Consider the following 17,191-nt stretch of genomic DNA (forward strand, 5'->3'; position numbering starts at 1 on the left):
TCCCCGGGGGGGAGAGGGAGCAGAGTGCGGCGGACGTGCACAACCGCGCGCTCTTCCTGCCTCAGCTTCCGAGCGCCCGCGGTATAGCGGCGGCAGCTCCTCTAAGAGCAGGTGACTGACCCAGCAAGGCGAAGTGACACCTAGCTTTTAGCCACCCCGTGTTTAGCAGGCCATTTCTTTGGATAGTTTCTTTGGGCCAGCAAAGAAAGTGCCCCGAGCGCCGTCAGGCGATCGGAAGCCCGCGGCAGGCGAGCCAAGTCGCGGAGAAGCCACGCAAGGGCGACAACCAAAGCACCCTCCGAACGAAACATCCCCGCGAGCCCCGGCCCCTCACCCCAACCCTCTACCCCGGAGGGGAGAGGGAGCAGCCGGCGCGCGAACGGAAGCCTGCCGCAGGCGGACCAGTCGCGAGAAGACATGCAATGCGGATAAGCAGCGCTTCGCGAGCGCACGAAAAGCTCGCCACGCGAAGGCGTACGTGTGCCCCCAGCCTACTCTGACAACACCTGCTGGATCGTCTCCAGTCCATGCCCGCGCGTCTCGATCCCGCGCCGCACCAGCAGCCACGCCGCCAGCCCCATCGGCAGCGCAATCAGCAGCGCCGATAGCATGAAATGCTCGAACAACCCGAACACACCCAGCAGCGCCCCCAAAATGCCGCCCAGCTTGGAGCCCCCGGCGATCAGGCCAGAGCCGGTGCTGCGCAGGTGCACCGGGTAGATTTCCGCCGCGTAGGGAATCAGCGTGGCAATCACGCCGCTGATGCTCAGCAGCAGCGCCACCGTGGCGGCCGTGGTCAGCGCGTTCGAACGCAAGCCCATCGCCCCGATCGCGAAGAACAGCAACAGCGACGCCGCCGTCAGCCCGATGAAAAGCACCAGCGTGCGGATGCTGCTCCAGCGCTGGTAGCAGGCAACCACGACGGCGATCCCCGGCAATGCGAGCACCGCCGAGCGCGCCAGCAACGCGGCACTCGCCTGCGCATCGATGCCGAGCTTCACCAGGTTCGCCGGCAGCCACAGCAGGAAGCCGAAATTGGCCAACCCCCAGGCCACCGCGCAGACCATCAGCCCCCAGGTGATGGCCGCATGACGCCCGCGCAGCAGCTGGCGCATGCCGACCCGCTCGGCCCCGTGCACTTGGATCCCCGCCGGCGGCGGAGCGACCTCGCGCACCGGCGGCTGGTTGCCGGAGAACTTCAGCAACACGTCGCGCGCCTGCGCCTCCAGTCCGGCCAGCGCGAGGAAACGCGGTGACTCGGGGATGTAGCGGTTGAGCAGCACGATCAGCGCGCCGGTGGGCAGGTTGAGCAGCCACAACGCACGCCAGCTGTAGGCGGGCTCGAACAGCGTCGCCGCGCCCGACGCCAGCAGGTAACCGGCCGAGGTGCCCACGCCGCCGAGCGCCACCAGCAACCAGCCGCGGTGCGCGGTGGGAATGGTTTCGGCCATCAGCGTGAAGGTGATCGGCAGCATGCCGCCCGCAGCGGCGCCCATCATGAAACACATCACCAGGTTCCAGCCGAACGAAGGCATCGCGCCGCAGATCGAGGTGCCCATGAACATCAGCGCCGAAAGCAGGATCGTGGCGCGCCGGCCGAACAGGTCGCCGAGGCGTCCCCAGACGACCGAGCCGACCGTGGTGCCGATCAGCGCCGACAACGCCAGCAGGCCGCCGGTGGCCCCGCTGATGCCGTACTCGGCCGAGAGGCCCGGCATCACGAAGCCGATCGTCGCCGGCTTCATCACGTCCACCGCAAGCGCCAGCGTCAGTACGCCCACCAGTTTCCAGTGCTCGCGGTTGAGCGGCACGTGGTCGGCCACGTGGAAGGGCAGCGGGCTGGCGTCGGCGTGCAGCGTGCGGCGCATCTGCGCCAGCCGCGGCATCAGGCCGTAGCCCGACAGCAGCACACCCAGCGGCACCAGTGCCATGCCGGTGAGCATCAGGTTGTCCATCGGCATGCCGGCGAGGCGGTAGTGCATCGGCGCGGCCATCGCCAGCATCGGCAGGTGCGCCAGCACGCCGGCAATCACGCACAGGCAGCCGGCCCAGAAGGCGATCGGATGGTGAAAGGTGATGCTCTTGGGGGGCATGCAGGGGCGGTCGGGCGGGTGACGGCCAAGCTTACCCGTGGCGCGTGGTGTTGGCCCGTACCGTCTCAGCCCGCTTCACTGCCAACCGCCCGTGGCGCCCACTGCACGGCGTGCTGCAACGGTCCGCGGGTTTGTCCCGCCGACAGCTCCCCACTGGCGCCAAGCGCCTGCCTCAGGTAGCGCCTGGCCGCCCCCACCGCCGCGGGCACCGGATGCGTGGGAAGCAGCGCGGCGATGGCGGAGGCCAACGTGCAGCCGGTGCCGCGGTCACCGCGCACGGTGAGCCGCGGTGCATCGAACACATGCAGGCCATCGATGCCAGACAACACGTCGGGACTGCGCGGACCGGGAAGATGACCGCCCTTGAGCAGCACCCATGCCGGCCCGTGCGCGTGCAGCCGGGCAGCGCTGGCGCGCATCGTGTCCAGGTCGATGGCGGGCGCCTCGCCGAGCAACGTGGCGGCCTCGGCGAGGTTGGGCGTGAGCACGCTGGCCAGCGGTAGCAACTCATCGCGCAGTACGGCGAGGGCGTCGTCCGCGAGCAGCGGCGTGCCCACGCTGGCGGCAAGCACCGGGTCGAGCACGACGCGCGGCGCGCGGTGATGCCGCAGGCGTGCCGCGACCGCGCGTGCGATCGGCGCGGTGGCGAGCATGCCGATCTTCACCGCGTCCACGCGCGCGTCCTCGAACACGGCATCGAGCTGGGAGGCGACCAGCGCCGGCGCGACCGGCTGCACGCGGTGCACGGCCTGGCCGTTCTGCGCGATGACGGCGGTGACCACGGCCATGCCATAGACACCCAGCGCGGCGAAGGTCTTGAGGTCGGCGCACAGGCCGGCTGCGCCGCTCGGGTCGGTGCCGCCGATGGCCAGTACGTTTGCGCTCACGCGGGCCAGCCCGGTTCGCCGAAGGCGAGCAATGCCAGCGTGTCGTGACCATGGTGCGACAGCAGCGCCGCCGCGCGCGCCGCACGCAGGCCAGTGCGGCAACCGAGCACGATGCGCCGTCCGTGCGGCAACGTCGGCACGCGGGCGGGGAGCTCGTCCATCGTCAGGCGCAAGGCTTGCGGCAGTGCAGAGACGGGCACTTCGCTGCCGCGCAGGTCGAGCACCAGATCGGTGTCGAGCACCTGGGAAACCGCAATGAACGGCACCGCCCGCGAGGGCTCGGCCGCGCCCTCGAAGCCACACCCGCCAAAGCGCAGGCGCCGCGCATCCCAGCTGAACAACCGGCCCGACGGCGAAGGCGAAAGGTCGAGCAGCAAGGCCAGCGCGAACTGCGCCTGCAAGGCGCCCAGCAGCGCGACCACCGGCCCCAGCACGCCGGCGCTGTCGCAGTCGCCGCCGTGCGTGGGCAGCTGCGGAAATACCGCGCGATAGCTCGGCGCGCCGCCGCAGAACACGCCCACGTAGCCGCCCAGGCCCAGCGCCGAGGCGCTCACCAGCGGCCGGCCGAGGCGCAGGCAGGCGTCGCTCAGGGTGTAGGTGACGGCGACGGTATCGGCCGCGTCGAGTACCACGTCGGCGGCGGCCACCCGTTCCCCCGCGTTGGCCGGCGTGAGTGCTTCGAGGCGCGCGCGCAGGCGCGTTTCGGGGTTGAGCTCGCCCAGCGCCAGGCAGGCCGCGCGGGCCTTCGGCCGACCGAGGTCGCTCATGCGATAGAGCGGCTGGCGATGCAGGTTGTGCAGCTCCACCGTGTCCGGGTCCATCACCGTGACGCGGCCCACGCCGGCGCCCACCAGCCAGGGCAACAGCGCGCACCCGAGTCCGCCGGCGCCGACCACCAGCACGTGCGCGCCGGCCAGCCGCGCCTGGCCCTGCTCGCCGACCTGCGGCAGGCGCATCTGGGTGCGGTAGCGCGCGTTCATGCCGGGCTCCCGAGTGCGTCGAGCCAGGCCTGCGCGCGGCCGGGTGGATCGGCGTGGCGGACCACGTCGCCGACCATCGCCACGACGTCCGCGCCGGCGGCGAGGCAGGCGGGCGCGCGTTCGAGCGTGATGCCGCCGATCGCCACCAGCGGCAGCGCGCCGACGGCGCGCTTCCATTCGCCGATCCGCGCCACGCCTTGCGGCGCCCACGGCATCGCCTTGAGCGCGGTCGGCCAGATCGGTCCGAGCGCGACGTAGTCCGGCCGTACGGCCAGCGCGCGCGCCAGCTCGTGGTGATCGTGCGTGCTCAGGCCCAGGCGCAGGCCGTGGCGGCGCAGCGCGGGAAGGTCGGTCTCATCGAGGTCCTGCTGGCCCAGGTGCACGAAGTCGGCGCCGTGTTCAATCGCCCGTTCCCAATGATCGTTGACCACCAGTAGCGCACCGTGTCGCCGGCAGGCAGCGAGCGCGTCGGCGATCTCCCGCCGCAGCCGGGCGTCGTCGGCCTGTTTGATGCGCAACTGGATGAGCCGCGCACCGGCGCCGATCAGCGCGCGCACCAGCACGGCGCTGTCCACCACCGGATAGAACCGCGGCAGCCGGCTCATGCCAGCACCGCCTGGCCGAACACCGGCGTGGAAGGCACGGCCATGTCGCGCGGTGCGACCGGATCGGCGAGGTAAGCCGTGCGTCCGGCCGCCACCGCCTGCGCGAACGCGCAGGCCATCGCTTCCGGATCGCCGGCCTGCGCCACCGCCGTGTTGAGCAGCACCGCGTCGTAACCCAGCTCCATGGCCGCCGCCGCGTGCGAGGGCAGGCCGAGGCCGGCGTCGACGATCAGCGGTACGTCCGGAAAGCGCGCGCGCAACGCACGCAGGCCGGGCGTGTGCGACAGGCCGCGGGCGCTGCCGATCGGTGCGGCCCAGGGCATCAGCACGCGGCAACCGGCCTGAAGCAACCGCGCGGCCACACCGAGGTCGTCGGTGGTGTAGGGGAACACCTCGAAGCCTTCGGCCACGAGCAGGCGCGCGGCTTCCACCAGACCGACCACGTCGGGACACAGCGTGTCGTCGTCGGCGATCACTTCGAGCTTGATCCACCGCGTGCCGAACAGCTCGCGCGCCATCTGTGCGGTGGTCACCGCCTCGCGCACGCCGTGGCAGCCGGCAGTGTTGGGCAGCACCTGCGTGCCGAGCGCGCGTACCTGCTGCCAGAACGCCTCGCCGCCGGCCGCGGTGCGGCGCAGCGATACGGTGAGGATCTGCGCCCGCGCCGCACGCACCGCGGCGGCCAGCCGCTCCGGCGAGGGATAGTTCGCGGTGCCCAGCAGGAGCCGCGAGTGGAACGGGCGGCCGTAGAGTTCTAACAGGTCCATGTCAGCCTCCTTGCATGGGTGCGAGCACTTCGACGCGATCGCCCTCGGCGAGCGGCGTCGTCGCGCGTGCCGTGGCGGGAACGAAGCGGCCGTTGAGCGCGGTGGCGACGGGCGTGCCAGCCAGCCCCAGTTGCTCGATCAGCGCGGCCAGGTCAGGCGCCGGCGCATGCGCCTCGCCATTGACGGTGAGGTTCATGCGCAGGCCTCCTGCGCGGGGAACAGCTGCCGGGCCAGCGTCTGCGCGTACCAGGGCGCCAGCAGGAAGCCGTGCCGGTAGAGGCCGTTGAAGCGCGTGATGCGGCCCTGCGTGCGCAGGCACGGCAGGTGATCCGGCAGCGCCGGACGCACGCCCACGCCCAGTTCCACGATCGCCGCCTCGGCCAGCGCCGGGTGCAGCGACCAGGCCGCGTTGAGCAGTTCCATCGTGGCACGGGCGGTGACCGGCCCGGCGTGGTCGCTTTCCAGCACGGTCGCGCCGAGCAGCAGCCGGCCGTCCGCGCGCGGCACCAGGTAGAGCGGGTGGCGCGGATGCAGCAACCGCACCGGCCGCCGGAACGCGACCTCGGCGGTGTGCAGCAGCAGCGTCTCGCCGCGCACGCCGCGCAGCCCGGGCAAGGCATCGCGCGCGGCGAGGCCGCGGCAGTCGATCACCGCGTTGGCGACCAGGTCCTCGGCTTGCACGTCGGCGCCGAACTGGATCGGGACGCCGTGCGTATCCAGCGCGGCGACGAGCGAGCGCAGGGCCTCGCGCGGGTCCAGGTGCGCCTCGCGCGCGAACCACAGTCCGTGCCCGAAGCGGCCGCCGAGCGCAGGCTCCAGCGCCGCGATGCCCTCGCCATCGAGCCACTGGCCGGCGCCGCTGCGTCGGGCCAGCCGTTCCAGCTCGCCGCGGTCGCGCGCGTGCGCCACCACCAGGGTGCCGCGCTGCACCGTGCCGGGATGGTGGCGTGGCCACCAGGCGAGCGCCTCCTCGCCGCGCGCGGTGAGCTCCGTCCCGGCGCCGTCGCGCTCGCACCAGGGCGCCAGCATGCCGCCGGCCTGCCAGGAGCAGGCGCCTTCCCCCAGTGCCGCGGCACGCTCGTACACGCGCACCCCTACGCCGCGTTCGGCCAGCGCCAGCGCCGCGGTGAGCCCGGCCACACCCGCGCCGATCACCGCCACGCTGGCATGTTCACGGCTGCCGGACATACAGCGCACCTCCGCCGGCGGTGAACTCGCGTGACTTCTGCGCCATGCCTTCGAGCGCCCGGGCATCGTCGCGCAGGTCCTGCGAGATCTTCATCGAACAGAACTTCGGCCCGCACATCGAGCAGAAGTGGGCCAGCTTGTGCGCCTCCTTCGGCAGCGTGCGGTCGTGGTAGGCGCGCGCGGTGTCCGGGTCCAGCGCCAGCGCGAACTGGTCTTCCCAGCGGAAGGCAAAGCGCGCACGCGACAGGGCGTCGTCGCGCCGCCGCGCGGCCGGGTGGCCCTTGGCCAGGTCCGCCGCGTGCGCGGCGATGCGGTAGGCGATCACCCCGGCCTTGACGTCGTCGCGGTCGGGCAGCCCCAGGTGCTCCTTCGGCGTGACGTAGCAGAGCATCGCGGTGCCCAGCCAGCCGATCATCGCCGCGCCGATCGCGGAGGTGATGTGGTCGTAGCCGGGCGAGATGTCGGTGGTGAGCGGCCCGAGCGTGTAGAACGGCGCCTCGCTGCAGGCGGCCAGTTGCCGCTCCATGTTCTCGGCGATGCGGTCCATCGGCACGTGGCCCGGCCCCTCGACCATCACCTGGCAACCGTGCGACCAGGCGATGCGGGTCAGCTCGCCCAGCGTGTCCAGCTCGGCGAACTGCGCCGCGTCGTTGGCGTCGGCGATCGAGCCGGGGCGCAGACCGTCGCCGAGCGACAGCGAGACATCGTAGGTACGGCAGATCGCGCAGATCTCGGCGAAGCGCTCGTACAGGAAATTCTCGCGGTGATGGGCCAGGCACCAGCGCGCCATGATCGAGCCGCCGCGGCTGACGATGCCGGTGACGCGGCGCGCGGTCAGCGGCACGTGCGCCAGGCGCACGCCGGCGTGGATGGTGAAGTAGTCCACGCCCTGCTGCGCCTGCTCGATCAGGGTGTCGCGGAACACCTCCCAGCTGAGCTTGAGCGGATCGCCGTCGACTTTCTCCAGCGCCTGGTAGATCGGCACGGTGCCCACCGGCACCGGCGCGTTGCGCAGGATCCAGGAGCGGATCGCGTGGATGTCGCGGCCGGTGGAAAGGTCCATCACCGTGTCGGCGCCCCAGCGGATCGCCCACACCAGTTTCTCCACTTCCTCGGCCGCGCCCGAACCCACGGCGGAATTGCCGATGTTCGCGTTGACCTTCACCAGGAAGCGGCGACCGATCACCATCGGCTCCAGCTCCGGGTGGTTGAGGTTGGCCGGCAGGATGGCGCGGCCGCGGGCGATCTCCTCGCGCACGCATTCGGGCGTGATCCGGCCGGATGCGTCACCCGTGGCCGGCACCTCACGGCCGAGGTTTTCGCGCCAGGCGGCGTAGGCCATCTCCTCGGTGATCTTCCCGGCGCGGGCATGTTCCAGTTGCGTGACCGCGCGGTCCGCACGGCCGCGGCGCACGCGATGCGGCGCGGGGCAGGGCGCGAGGGTGTCGCGCGGGGCAGCGATGGCCGCTTCCTCGTCCAGCCCGCGCGACGCCAGCCACGCCTCGCGCACCGCCGGCAGTCCGGCGGCCAGGTCGATGTGCGCGTGCGGGTCGGTGTAGGGGCCGGAGGTGTCGTACAGGTCCAGCGGCGGCTCGGCCGGATCGGACAGCGTCACGCGCCGGAACGGTACGCGCAGCTGCGGCTGCGCGGGTGGGGAACGGTAGACCTTGTGCGAGCCGCGGATGGGCCCGGTGGTGACGTCGGCCGGTGTGGCCGCGTGTGGCGTGCTGGATGGCATGGGATCTCCTCCTTCGGTGACGGGGAGATCCGGGGCGACGACAAGCGTGGGCTGCGCGCGAGCGCGTTGGTTGTGATTCCCGTCCCTTCGCCGGCATGACCCGGATCAGGTTCAAAGGGTCCGGCTGCCGCCATCTCAGCCCTGCCTGCGCAGGACACCCCTCGGAACGGCGCTAGGCTAACGGCGCCTGACTGTCGTTGTCCATCGACCCGCCGTGAGGCGCGCGCGGAACCGGCTTTTCGCGTGCCGCGCACGCAGCGTTGCCGATACTCGGGGCCACTCCAGCCACGCGCAGGTTTCCATGATCCGCTCCATGCCCAGTGCCGCCGAAGCGGCGGTCGCCAGCCATCCCCAGGCAGGAATCGCGATGGGCGGCCCGCCCGGGCCGCCGGAACATCCGCAGCAGGATCCGCCGCCGGAGCGGCCGCGCGATCCGGTCAATCCGGGGCCGCAGCAACCGGAGTTGCCGCCGATCGATCCGCACTCGCCCACGTTGCCGGAACCGCGCATGCGCGGCGGCATCGCGACCTAGCGCCGCAGGCTTGGCTCTGTTTCAAGGGCTTGGTTGAAGGGGCCCAGCTGGCGTCGGGTCCCGACAAGGGAACGACTCGCCACGTTTTCGGGCGTCACCAACCTGCACCGCCCTCCGGACGTCATTCCCGCGAAAGCGGGAATCCATTCTGGCTTGGATCACCACAGCCCGTGGATTCCCGCTTTCGCGGGAATGACGCCCGATGGGGCGATCGGCGTTCGTCGTCGCCCCAGCCGGTATCAGTCCTCGTCCCGACTCAGTCCTCGTCGCTGCGCAGGAGCTTGCGCAGCAGGAAGAACGCGCCGATGGTGCCGGCGACCACGGCGACGGTCGCCACCGGGTGGCGGCTGGCGTGGCGGCGCACGCGGCGATACTGGTAGCTCGCCTCGTCGGCCAGGTCTTCGGCCATGTGCGAGATCTGCTTGCCGTAACCCGAACTGCGGCGCCCCAGGCGCGTGGTCAGGCGGCGGCCACGTTCGATCAGGCCGTTGGCCGTGTCGGCGGTGCCGTAGGCGTACTGGCGGACGCGGTCGCGCACGCGTTCGCTGGCGCCGTCGAAGCGCTGCTCAAGATCGCGGGTTCGGTTCATTGGAGCCTCCTGTGCGTCGAGGCCCCAGCCTGACTGCCGTGGCGTGAGAGGGGCGTCGAAAACGTGGCCGCCACCGGGGTGCAGGGGGCGCTTGCGGGCGATGTTCTTCGGAACTGCCCAAGAGCATCGCCCGCAAGCGGGCTCCTACAAGGGGCGGCGGGCGCCTTTGCATAGCGCCGCGCCAGGCGCCGTGGTTCAGGTGGGCGTTAGCCGAGCCGGTACGCGCCACCGCGTTCGAGTGCGCGCCGGTAGGCCGGTCGCGCGTGGATGCGCTCCAGCCAGGCCCACAGTCGAGGCCGACCGGCGTCGAGACCACCGCGCGCGCTGGCCGCTTCCAGCGGAAAGCTCATCGCGATGTCGGCAACGCTGAAGTCCTCGCCGCCGAACCAGGCGTGCTTGCCCAGTTCGCCCTCCATGTAGTCCAGGTGGAGCGCGATCTGCGGATTGACGAAGGTCCGTTGCACCTTCGTCGCGATGGCGCGCGCCACCGGCCGCACGAAGAACGGCGCCGGTGCCTTGGCAACGCGCGAGAACACCAGCTTGAGCAGCAGCGGCGGCATCGCCGAGCCCTCCGCGTAGTGCAGCCAGTAGCTGCAGCGCCGACGCGCCTCGGTGCCGGGTGGCGGCATCAGGGTGCCGGCGCCGTAGGTGTCGCCCAGGTACTCGATGATCGCGCCGGATTCGGCCAGCACGAGGTCGCCATCGGTGAGCACCGGCGCCTTGCCCAGCGGGTGGATCGCGCGCAGCGCGGGCGGCGCGAGCATCGTCTTCGGGTCGCGCTTGTACTGCTCGACACGATAGTCCAGGCCCAGTTCTTCGAGCAGCCAGAGGATGCGCTGGGAGCGCGAGTTGTCGAGGTGGTGGACGGTGATCATCGGCTTCAGTAACGCCAGCTCGTGCGATCGGCGCCGGCCGGCGCATGGCCATCGATGTAGCGCGTCACCGTCTCGATCAGTTCCTTGCCGCGCGGCCCCCAGCAGTGCGGCGCCATCGGCTGGTAGGTCACGCTGCCGCGGAAGGACGGGTCGCGCGCACTCTTGAGGAACGCGTCCATCGCGCGCACGCCCATGTTGAGGTTGTAGGTGTCCGCATCGCCCACGTAGATGTGGATCTTGTCGGTCACCTTCGGCCCCAGCGTGGCCCAATGGGTTTCCAGCAGGTAGCGCAGGTCGAAGTGCCGCTTCCAGTACTGCGCGACGTCGTGGTCGATCACGCCGGTGCGCTTGTCCCACAGGCGCTGCGGATAGCCGTCCGCGCCGACCGGGCCGAACGCCGCTTCCCAGATGTCCCACTGGCCGCCGGAGCGGCTGTGGTCGCCCACCGCCAGCTCGTACCCGTTCTCGTCCTTCATCATGGCCTCGACGTTGCCGTCGGGCTGGCGCGTGTCCACGCGCTCGACCTTCACCCAGCCCTTGTCGAGCCAGTAGGCGTTGGCGTCCTCGTAGATGTTCACCACCTGGTGGTGGCGGAAGTCCAGCGCGTCCGGGCAGGAGGCGAAGGTGCCGCCGTAGTAGTCCGGGTGGAAGATCATCTGTGCCATGGCGATCCAGCCGCCGGTCGAGCCGCCTTCGAGGATGCGCGCCCAAGGCTGGTCGATGAGGCGGAAGCGCTGCTGGATTTCCGGCAGCAGTTCCTGGTGGATCGCGTCGTCGTACGGGCCTTCGTTGGCCGAATTCACCGCGTAGGAGTCGTCGTAGTAGGGCGAGGGATGCTGCAGGCTCACCATGATGTAGCGCGGCGTGCCGTCGGCCAGCCAGTAGTCGCGGAAATGCGACTTCGGATGGTCGAAGCCGCCGGGTGCGCGGGTGGAGAAGTGGCCCTGCTCGTAGATCACCGGGTAGCGCACATCCGGGTGCTTGTCGTAGTCCTTCGGCAGCAACACGGTGGCGCCGAGGTAGATCGGCTGGCCCCACCAGGCGCTCAACAGCTTGCTCTTGATGCGGAAGCGCTTGACGTAGGGCGTGTCCTTCGGAAACGGGATCGGCGCGATCACCTGGTCGGCCACCAGTGTCACCGGCGTGGGCGCGGCGGGGTCGTAGTGCACCTTCACCGGCTTGCCGTAGAGATTGCCGGGCGAATGCTTGAAGTCCTGGCCCTCCCATTGGTCCATGTGCAGCCACACGGTGTGGCCATCGGCGCGCCTGAACTGGGTGTAGACGTTGACGAACGGCTGCATCCAGTAGTCGCCGGCCGGGAGCTGGGCGAGGCTGGTCAGCGGCGCGCCGTTGTCGCCGGCATCGATGGTTGCCACCTGCCCCGGCGCGAGCGCGCTGACGTCGTGGCCGAACAGCGGCACGCCGGTGACGTCGGTCTGCTCGATCGGCGGCGTTTCGTTACTGCGGCTGACCGCCACGTAGACGCGGCCGGTGATCGGCTGCGCGTGCGCCCTGGCGCTGAAACTGACCTGGATGCGCGGACCCTCCGCCGCATGCGCGGCGGGCAGGGTGGCGAGGGCAAGGAGGGCGGCGCCGGCAAGGCGCAGAAGGGGCAAGGGCGTGGTCATGCCGTCGATCGTAGCGGCTCACCGGCGCTCGTCACACTGTCGGCCACCACGGCTGCGTCGCCATCGGGCTGCCGCGCTCCTGCAGGGAACCTCGAATAACCCCTTTGCCTGGCGTCATTCCCGCGAAAGCGGGAATCCAAGTTGCTGTTCCACCAAGGGCAAAATGGATTCCCGCTTTCGCGGGAATGACGCCCTTGGTAGTTTTTAGAGGTGCCCTACAGGGATAGCTAGAAGATCTCCGCCACGCAGCAACGCAGGCTGCCGCCGGCCTTCTCGATCTCGTCCAGCTCCACCGCACCGATGCGGAAACCCCAACCGCCCAGCGCCTGGCGCTGGGCATCGGTGAGCGCGCGTGCGGCGGCCGCACTCATCCACACGCGCTGGTCCGACAGCGCGATCGCGTTGCCCGCGAAGGCCTGCTTCTGCGCTGGCGTGAGCCACAGCGCACGATCGCCATAGGCGCGGGCGATCGCCGCGGGCACGGCCGGATCGGCGAAGCCGTCCGGCGCCACGATCGCGGCGCGGCCGGCCAGCAGCGCCAGGACCACGTTGGTGTGGTATTCGCCGGCGGCCAGCGGGAAGCAGAAGGTCAGGCGCAGGCCGAACGCCTCGTGCATGGCCCGCGCGCCGGCCTCGTCGCAGCGCTCGGACAGGCCGCAGTAGCCCACGCCGCGGGCGCGGTCGATCACCAGCGCGCCGGTCAGCTCGGCCACGCAGTCGTTGCGGCAGGACAGGTCGATTTCCTCGTAGCCGAGCACCTGGGTGAAGAAATCCCGCACGTCGCGCCGCCCGGCTTCGCGCTGGCGTACCGCGTGGCGCATGCGTCCGACGATCAGCCGCCCCGGCGCGGTGGCGAACACGTTGTTGGGAAACACCGCATCTGGCGTGCTGGCGTCGCCCGGGAAGGTGACCACCGGGCAATCCGCGCGCAGCGCCTGCGCCAGTGCGGCGTGCTGCGCCAGCGCGCGCAGCGGATCGACCGCCAGCGCCATATCCATGTAGCGGTTGTCGCTGGCCGATTCGGCGGCCAGCGCGAACTCCGCCGGCGCGAGCAGGAAAGCCGCACGCGCCGTGGCCTGGGCATCGGGCAGCGGCGGCAGGGCCGCGAAGGCGTCGAGGAAGGCGGTGGGCGAGGTGACGATCACGGCATGGTCTCCTGGAGGACGCGCCATGGTAAGCGCGCTCAGAGCGTCTTGGCGCCGGCCTCCTCGGCCGCCTCGATCGCCTCCGCTTCCAGGTGCAGCTTCTGGCGCCGGCGCAGCGTCGGGAACATCGCCATCCACAACCCCACCACCACCAGCGTGCCGACGCCCCCGAGCACGGCAGCACCGACCGCGCCCAGCCATGCGGCGACCAGGCCCGACTCGAACTCGCCGAGCTGGTTGGACGTATTGATGAAGATCGAATTGACCGCGTTGACCCGCCCGCGCATCGCATCGGGCGTGTCCAGCTGCACCATCGAGCCGCGGATCACCATGCTGACCATGTCGAACGCGCCGCCGGCGAACAGCGCAATCAGCGAAAGCCACATCCACGAGGACAGCGCGAACACCAGCGTGGCCACGCCGAAGCCGGCCACCGAGCCGAACATGATCATGCCCACGCGCCGGGTCAGGTCGTGCCGCGCCAGAGCGAACGACATGAGCAGCGCGCCCACCGCCGGCGCCGCGCGCAGCAGGCCCAGGCCCCACGGGCCGGTGTGCAGGATGTCCTTGGCGAAGATCGGCAGCAGCGCGGTGGCGCCGCCGAACAGCACCGCGAACAGGTCCAGCGAGATCACGCCCAGTACGTCCTTGCGCTCGCGGATGAAATGCACGCCGGCGAACAGTGACTTCAGCGAGGCCGGCTCACGCTTCGGCGGTGCCTGTTCGTAGCGAAGCTGCGCCATCAGCGTGGCGGCGACCAGGTAGAGGCCCGCGGCGGTGGCGTACACCACGCCCGGACCGGCCACATAGAGCAGGCCGCCGACCGCCGGGCCGAGCACCATGGCCATCTGGAAGGCCGAGCCGCTCACCGCCACCGCGCGCGGCAGGATCGCCGGCGGCACCAGCGCCGGCAGCAGCGAGGACATCGAGGGCGACTCGAACGCCTTGGCCGTGCTGATGACAAAGACCAGCGCCAGGAGGACGGCCTCGTGGATGCGATGGGTGAAGCTCAGCACTGCCAGCGCCGCGATCGCGCACCATTCCACGATCTGCCCGATCAACACCACGCGCCGGCGTTCGAACTGGTCGGCGACGTGGCCGGCCGGCAACGCCAGCAGCACCGAGGGGAAGAACTGCACCAGGCCGATCAGGCCCAGGTCCAGCGCGCGGCCGGTGATCGCGTAGATCTGCCAGGCCACCGCCACCGAGAGCATCTGGAAGCCGAAACCCGAGGCGATGCGGGCAAACCAGAACTGCACGAAGGCACGGTGCTGGAGCAGCGAGTCGGTGGGCATGGCGTGTCCTGGGGTTGAAGGGCGGAATTATCGCCGCGGGGGAGCTTCCCGCACGAGCGCCCCCATCCGCCCTCCGGGCACCTTCCCCCGTGGAACGGGGGAAGGATCAGGTGCGCGGCGCGAACCTCCACCCGGCGAGGGCATTCCTATCGAGCCTTCCTCCGTTCCACGGGGGAAGGTGCCGACAGGCGGATAGGGGCACACCCGCCGCAGACTTCACGACCACTTGCCCACCCCCGCCCTAGCCTCGCCCCATCGCCGCCGCAGGAGACCGGCCATGGGCCGCCAGGCCGAACACGTCTACACCGACCAGCCCACCATCGCCCGCTTCAACAGCATGGTCGAGCACCTGCAGAACGGCGCACGGGTGCGCCTGCATTTGGCCGACGGCAGTACCTGCGACGGCGTGGTCGCCGCCCGTCCCACCGTGCAGGAGTTCTACGACGGTGACGGCAACGAAGGCAGCAACGGCGTGGTGCACCTGGAGCAGCTGGGCACGTCCGAATGGAAGCGCTACCTCTGGTTCGACCAGATCGAGCGCATCGAGCACCTGGACTCCGACGCCCAACTGCGCGCCTGAGCCGTACCCGCGCGGCTGGCGCATTCAGGCCACATCGTCGGACAACACAGGCACGGTCGGGCGCCCGGGCCGTCGGGCCGGTGCGCCCTCCAGTCCGAACAGCGGGCGCAGCCAGCGGCTGGGGCGGATCACGACGTGGTGCAGCAACGCGCAGCCGAGGATCGTCGCCAGCAGGATCGACAGCGGCTCCAGCACCGGCCCCAGGCCCAGCGGCATCAGCTGCCAGGCGGCGAACAGCAGCACGCTCTGGTGCAGCACGTACCACGGATAGACCGCCTCTCGCGCGTACGGCAGCCAGCGGAACGGACGGTTGAGCCAGGCGTGTCCCCAGCCGAGCACGGCCACGATCGCCGCCCACAGATAGGCATAGCGCGCCGCATGCACCACCTCCCACAGCAGCGCCGGCGCGGTGTCGGGGAGCAGCGTGATGCCGGCCAGGTAGACCCCGAAGCAGGCGAGCGCAAACGGCAGCGAGACGCGGCGCAGGCGCGCCAGCTCGCGCCAGAGCCCGGTATCGGTCCCCAGCAGGTAGCCATAGAGGAAGACCGTCGCGTAGATCGCATGGGCGTACCAGTCGTCCAGCAACGCGCCGGTCACCGGGTAGCGTGCGGCGAGCAGGCGATCCCACGCGAACAGCGGCACGGCCGGCACCAGCAGCAGGGCCGCGCCGCGCAGCTTCAGGCAGGCTGCCCGCAGGCGTTGCCCCGCGCGTGACTCCAGCGCCGGCAGCAGCGCGATCAGCAACAGGGTATAGACCCACAGATAGGGCAGATACCAGAGATGGTTCCAGGTCACGCCGAACTGCCAGCCGGTGAACGCGCCCGGCGGCCACGGACCGCCGCTCCAGTAACGCAGCAGGAACCGGCCGAAACCGGGCTGGACCAGGTGGTTGGCCAGGCCCTGCACGTACGGCTGGATCGGAACCACCACCGCCATGCCGAAGACCAGCGGCAGCAGCAGGCGCAGGCTGCGCTTGCCTGCCATGCCGAGCAGGCTGCCGCGGCGGCGCATGAAGTTCACGGCCAGGCCCGAGATCAGGAACAGCAGCTCCATCCGCCACCGGTTCAGGAACAGCATCGGGTACTGCAGCCACTCGGCCAGGTGGCTGCTCTTGAGGTGGAAGTCCCAGTCGGCTACGTACAGCATGCCGGCGTGGTAGAGGATCAGCAGGCCGAAGGCCAGGACGCGCAGCGCGTCGATGTCGTAGCGTCGGTTCATGGGGCGCTCCCGGTCGGAAAGTGGCGCCAGTGTTGGCCTCACACGGGGCCCGATCACGCCGGAAGTGACCGTTCGCGGGGCCGCGGGGATGAACGGCGGGTGCGCAGGGACGAACCGGGATGGTGCCCTGCGTAGAATCCGCCCCATGACCTCCATGCCCGGATCCCTTTCCTCCCAACGTTGGCGGCGCGCGCTCGAGGTCGCGGCGTGGAGCTTCTTCTTCGTACTCAACGCCCTGTTCAACAGCCTCAACTCGGGCGTGGACCATCCGGGCGCAGCCGCCTGGGAACCCTGGGTCTGGGAATGGACCAGCGCGCTGGTGCTGCTGGCCCTGCTGCCGGGGGTGATCGCGCTGGAGCGGCGCTGGCCGGTCCGCTTCGATACCTGGCAGCGCAATCTTCCGCTGCATGCACTGGCGAGCGTGCCGTTCAGCCTGGCCCACGTGGCCGGCATGTGGTTGCTGCGCACGCTGGTGTACGCCGCCATCGGGTGGCACTACGACCCGGGCGGCTGGTGGTTCAACCTCGGCTACGAGTACCTCAAGGACATACGGACCTATTTCCTGATCGTCGGCGCGCTGGTGCTCTACCGGCTGTGGCGGCTGCGCCAGCACGGCGAGGCACGCTTGCTGGCGGCCCCCGACGAGGGCCCGCCGGTGGAGCCGGTGGAGCGGCCCGAACGCTTCCTGGTGCGCAAGCTCGGCAAGGAGTTCCTGCTCAACGCGCGCGAAGTCGAGTGGCTGCAGGCGGCCGGCAACTACGTGAACCTGCACGTGCGCGGGCGCGACTATCCGCTGCGCACCACCATGGCGGCGATCGAGGAGCGGCTGGACCCGGCGCGTTTCGTGCGGGTGCATCGCAGCTATGTCGTGAACCTCGACTACCTGGCGGAGATCGAGCCGCTGGATACCGGCGACGCGCGACTGAAGCTGCGCGACGGCGCCATCGTCCCGTGCAGCCGGCGTTATCGCGCGCAGCTGCGCGAGCGGTTCGGCGAGCCGGCACCGGCCCAGCTGGGTTCGGTGTAGGAGCGCACCCGTGCGCGACCGGGGTGCATGGCGGTCGCGCCCGG

General features: G+C 70.7%; 17 protein-coding genes and 1 riboswitch. Of the genes, 3 read left to right on the forward strand and 14 right to left on the reverse strand.

Features of this window, described 5'->3' with window-relative positions:
* Positions 1-491 precede the first annotated feature (491 nt).
* The 8 genes from ACFWZ3_RS01490 to thiC form a co-directional block, all read right to left on the reverse strand.
* Complete coding sequence (locus tag ACFWZ3_RS01490) at positions 492-2,093, reverse strand: MFS transporter (RefSeq protein WP_439706011.1); 1,602 nt, start codon at positions 2,091-2,093, stop codon at positions 492-494.
* A gap of 65 nt (positions 2,094-2,158) precedes the next feature.
* Positions 2,159-2,980, reverse strand: coding sequence for a bifunctional hydroxymethylpyrimidine kinase/phosphomethylpyrimidine kinase (thiD, locus tag ACFWZ3_RS01495; RefSeq protein WP_439706012.1), 822 nt, complete (start codon positions 2,978-2,980; stop codon positions 2,159-2,161).
* Positions 2,977-3,960, reverse strand: a complete 984-nt coding sequence (locus tag ACFWZ3_RS01500; protein ID WP_439706013.1) for a ThiF family adenylyltransferase — start codon at positions 3,958-3,960, stop codon at positions 2,977-2,979. Before ACFWZ3_RS01500 ends, thiD begins: the two co-directional genes overlap by 4 nt.
* The gene (locus tag ACFWZ3_RS01505) at positions 3,957-4,565 is read right to left on the reverse strand and encodes a thiamine phosphate synthase (protein ID WP_439706014.1); all 609 of its coding nucleotides are present in this window, start codon (positions 4,563-4,565) and stop codon (positions 3,957-3,959) included. Before ACFWZ3_RS01505 ends, ACFWZ3_RS01500 begins: the two co-directional genes overlap by 4 nt.
* On the reverse strand, positions 4,562-5,332 hold the full coding sequence (locus tag ACFWZ3_RS01510) for a thiazole synthase (protein WP_439706015.1): 771 nt from the start codon (positions 5,330-5,332) through the stop codon (positions 4,562-4,564). The genes ACFWZ3_RS01505 and ACFWZ3_RS01510 overlap by 4 nt, the downstream gene beginning before the upstream one ends.
* A 1-nt stretch (position 5,333) precedes the next feature.
* Complete coding sequence (gene thiS / locus ACFWZ3_RS01515) at positions 5,334-5,528, reverse strand: sulfur carrier protein ThiS (RefSeq protein WP_439706016.1); 195 nt, start codon at positions 5,526-5,528, stop codon at positions 5,334-5,336.
* Entirely contained in the window at positions 5,525-6,520 is a 996-nt protein-coding gene (locus ACFWZ3_RS01520; RefSeq protein ID WP_439706017.1) for an FAD-dependent oxidoreductase, read from the reverse strand. Before ACFWZ3_RS01520 ends, thiS begins: the two co-directional genes overlap by 4 nt.
* On the reverse strand, positions 6,504-8,258 hold the full coding sequence (gene thiC / locus ACFWZ3_RS01525) for a phosphomethylpyrimidine synthase ThiC (protein WP_439706018.1): 1,755 nt from the start codon (positions 8,256-8,258) through the stop codon (positions 6,504-6,506). The genes ACFWZ3_RS01520 and thiC overlap by 17 nt, the downstream gene beginning before the upstream one ends.
* A 65-nt stretch (positions 8,259-8,323) precedes the next feature.
* Positions 8,324-8,430: riboswitch (TPP riboswitch) on the reverse strand.
* A gap of 141 nt (positions 8,431-8,571) precedes the next feature.
* Here thiC and ACFWZ3_RS01530 point away from each other — a divergent pair.
* On the forward strand, positions 8,572-8,790 hold the full coding sequence (locus tag ACFWZ3_RS01530; protein ID WP_439706019.1) for a hypothetical protein: 219 nt from the start codon (positions 8,572-8,574) through the stop codon (positions 8,788-8,790).
* Between the two features lie 256 nt (positions 8,791-9,046).
* On the opposite strand, the gene ACFWZ3_RS01535 is transcribed toward ACFWZ3_RS01530, so the two are convergent.
* From ACFWZ3_RS01535 to ACFWZ3_RS01555, 5 genes are all read right to left on the reverse strand, one after another.
* Complete coding sequence (locus tag ACFWZ3_RS01535) at positions 9,047-9,379, reverse strand: hypothetical protein (protein ID WP_439706020.1); 333 nt, start codon at positions 9,377-9,379, stop codon at positions 9,047-9,049.
* Positions 9,380-9,585: 206 nt separating this feature from the next.
* The gene (locus tag ACFWZ3_RS01540) at positions 9,586-10,254 is read right to left on the reverse strand and encodes a glutathione S-transferase family protein (protein WP_439706021.1); all 669 of its coding nucleotides are present in this window, start codon (positions 10,252-10,254) and stop codon (positions 9,586-9,588) included.
* A 5-nt stretch (positions 10,255-10,259) separates the two neighbouring features.
* Positions 10,260-11,882, reverse strand: a complete 1,623-nt coding sequence (locus ACFWZ3_RS01545) for an alpha/beta hydrolase-fold protein (protein ID WP_439706022.1) — start codon at positions 11,880-11,882, stop codon at positions 10,260-10,262.
* A gap of 227 nt (positions 11,883-12,109) precedes the next feature.
* A complete protein-coding gene (locus tag ACFWZ3_RS01550; protein WP_439706023.1) occupies positions 12,110-13,027 on the reverse strand; it encodes an arginine deiminase-related protein in 918 nt (305 codons plus the stop codon).
* Between the two features lie 38 nt (positions 13,028-13,065).
* Complete coding sequence (locus tag ACFWZ3_RS01555) at positions 13,066-14,322, reverse strand: MFS transporter (RefSeq protein ID WP_439706024.1); 1,257 nt, start codon at positions 14,320-14,322, stop codon at positions 13,066-13,068.
* Between the two features lie 277 nt (positions 14,323-14,599).
* Between ACFWZ3_RS01555 and ACFWZ3_RS01560 the strand changes: the two genes are divergently transcribed.
* The gene (locus tag ACFWZ3_RS01560; protein WP_439706025.1) at positions 14,600-14,902 is read left to right on the forward strand and encodes a DUF3247 family protein; all 303 of its coding nucleotides are present in this window, start codon (positions 14,600-14,602) and stop codon (positions 14,900-14,902) included.
* 24 nt (positions 14,903-14,926) lie between these two features.
* On the opposite strand, the gene ACFWZ3_RS01565 is transcribed toward ACFWZ3_RS01560, so the two are convergent.
* Complete coding sequence (locus ACFWZ3_RS01565) at positions 14,927-16,120, reverse strand: acyltransferase family protein (protein ID WP_439706026.1); 1,194 nt, start codon at positions 16,118-16,120, stop codon at positions 14,927-14,929.
* A 145-nt stretch (positions 16,121-16,265) separates the two neighbouring features.
* Here ACFWZ3_RS01565 and ACFWZ3_RS01570 point away from each other — a divergent pair, with 145 nt between their 5' ends.
* Entirely contained in the window at positions 16,266-17,147 is an 882-nt protein-coding gene (locus ACFWZ3_RS01570) for a LytTR family DNA-binding domain-containing protein (RefSeq protein ID WP_439706027.1), read from the forward strand.
* Positions 17,148-17,191 lie beyond the last annotated feature (44 nt).

It is taken from the genome of Frateuria sp. GZRR35 (assembly GCF_051900415.1).
Taxonomy (GTDB): domain Bacteria; phylum Pseudomonadota; class Gammaproteobacteria; order Xanthomonadales; family Rhodanobacteraceae; genus Frateuria_A.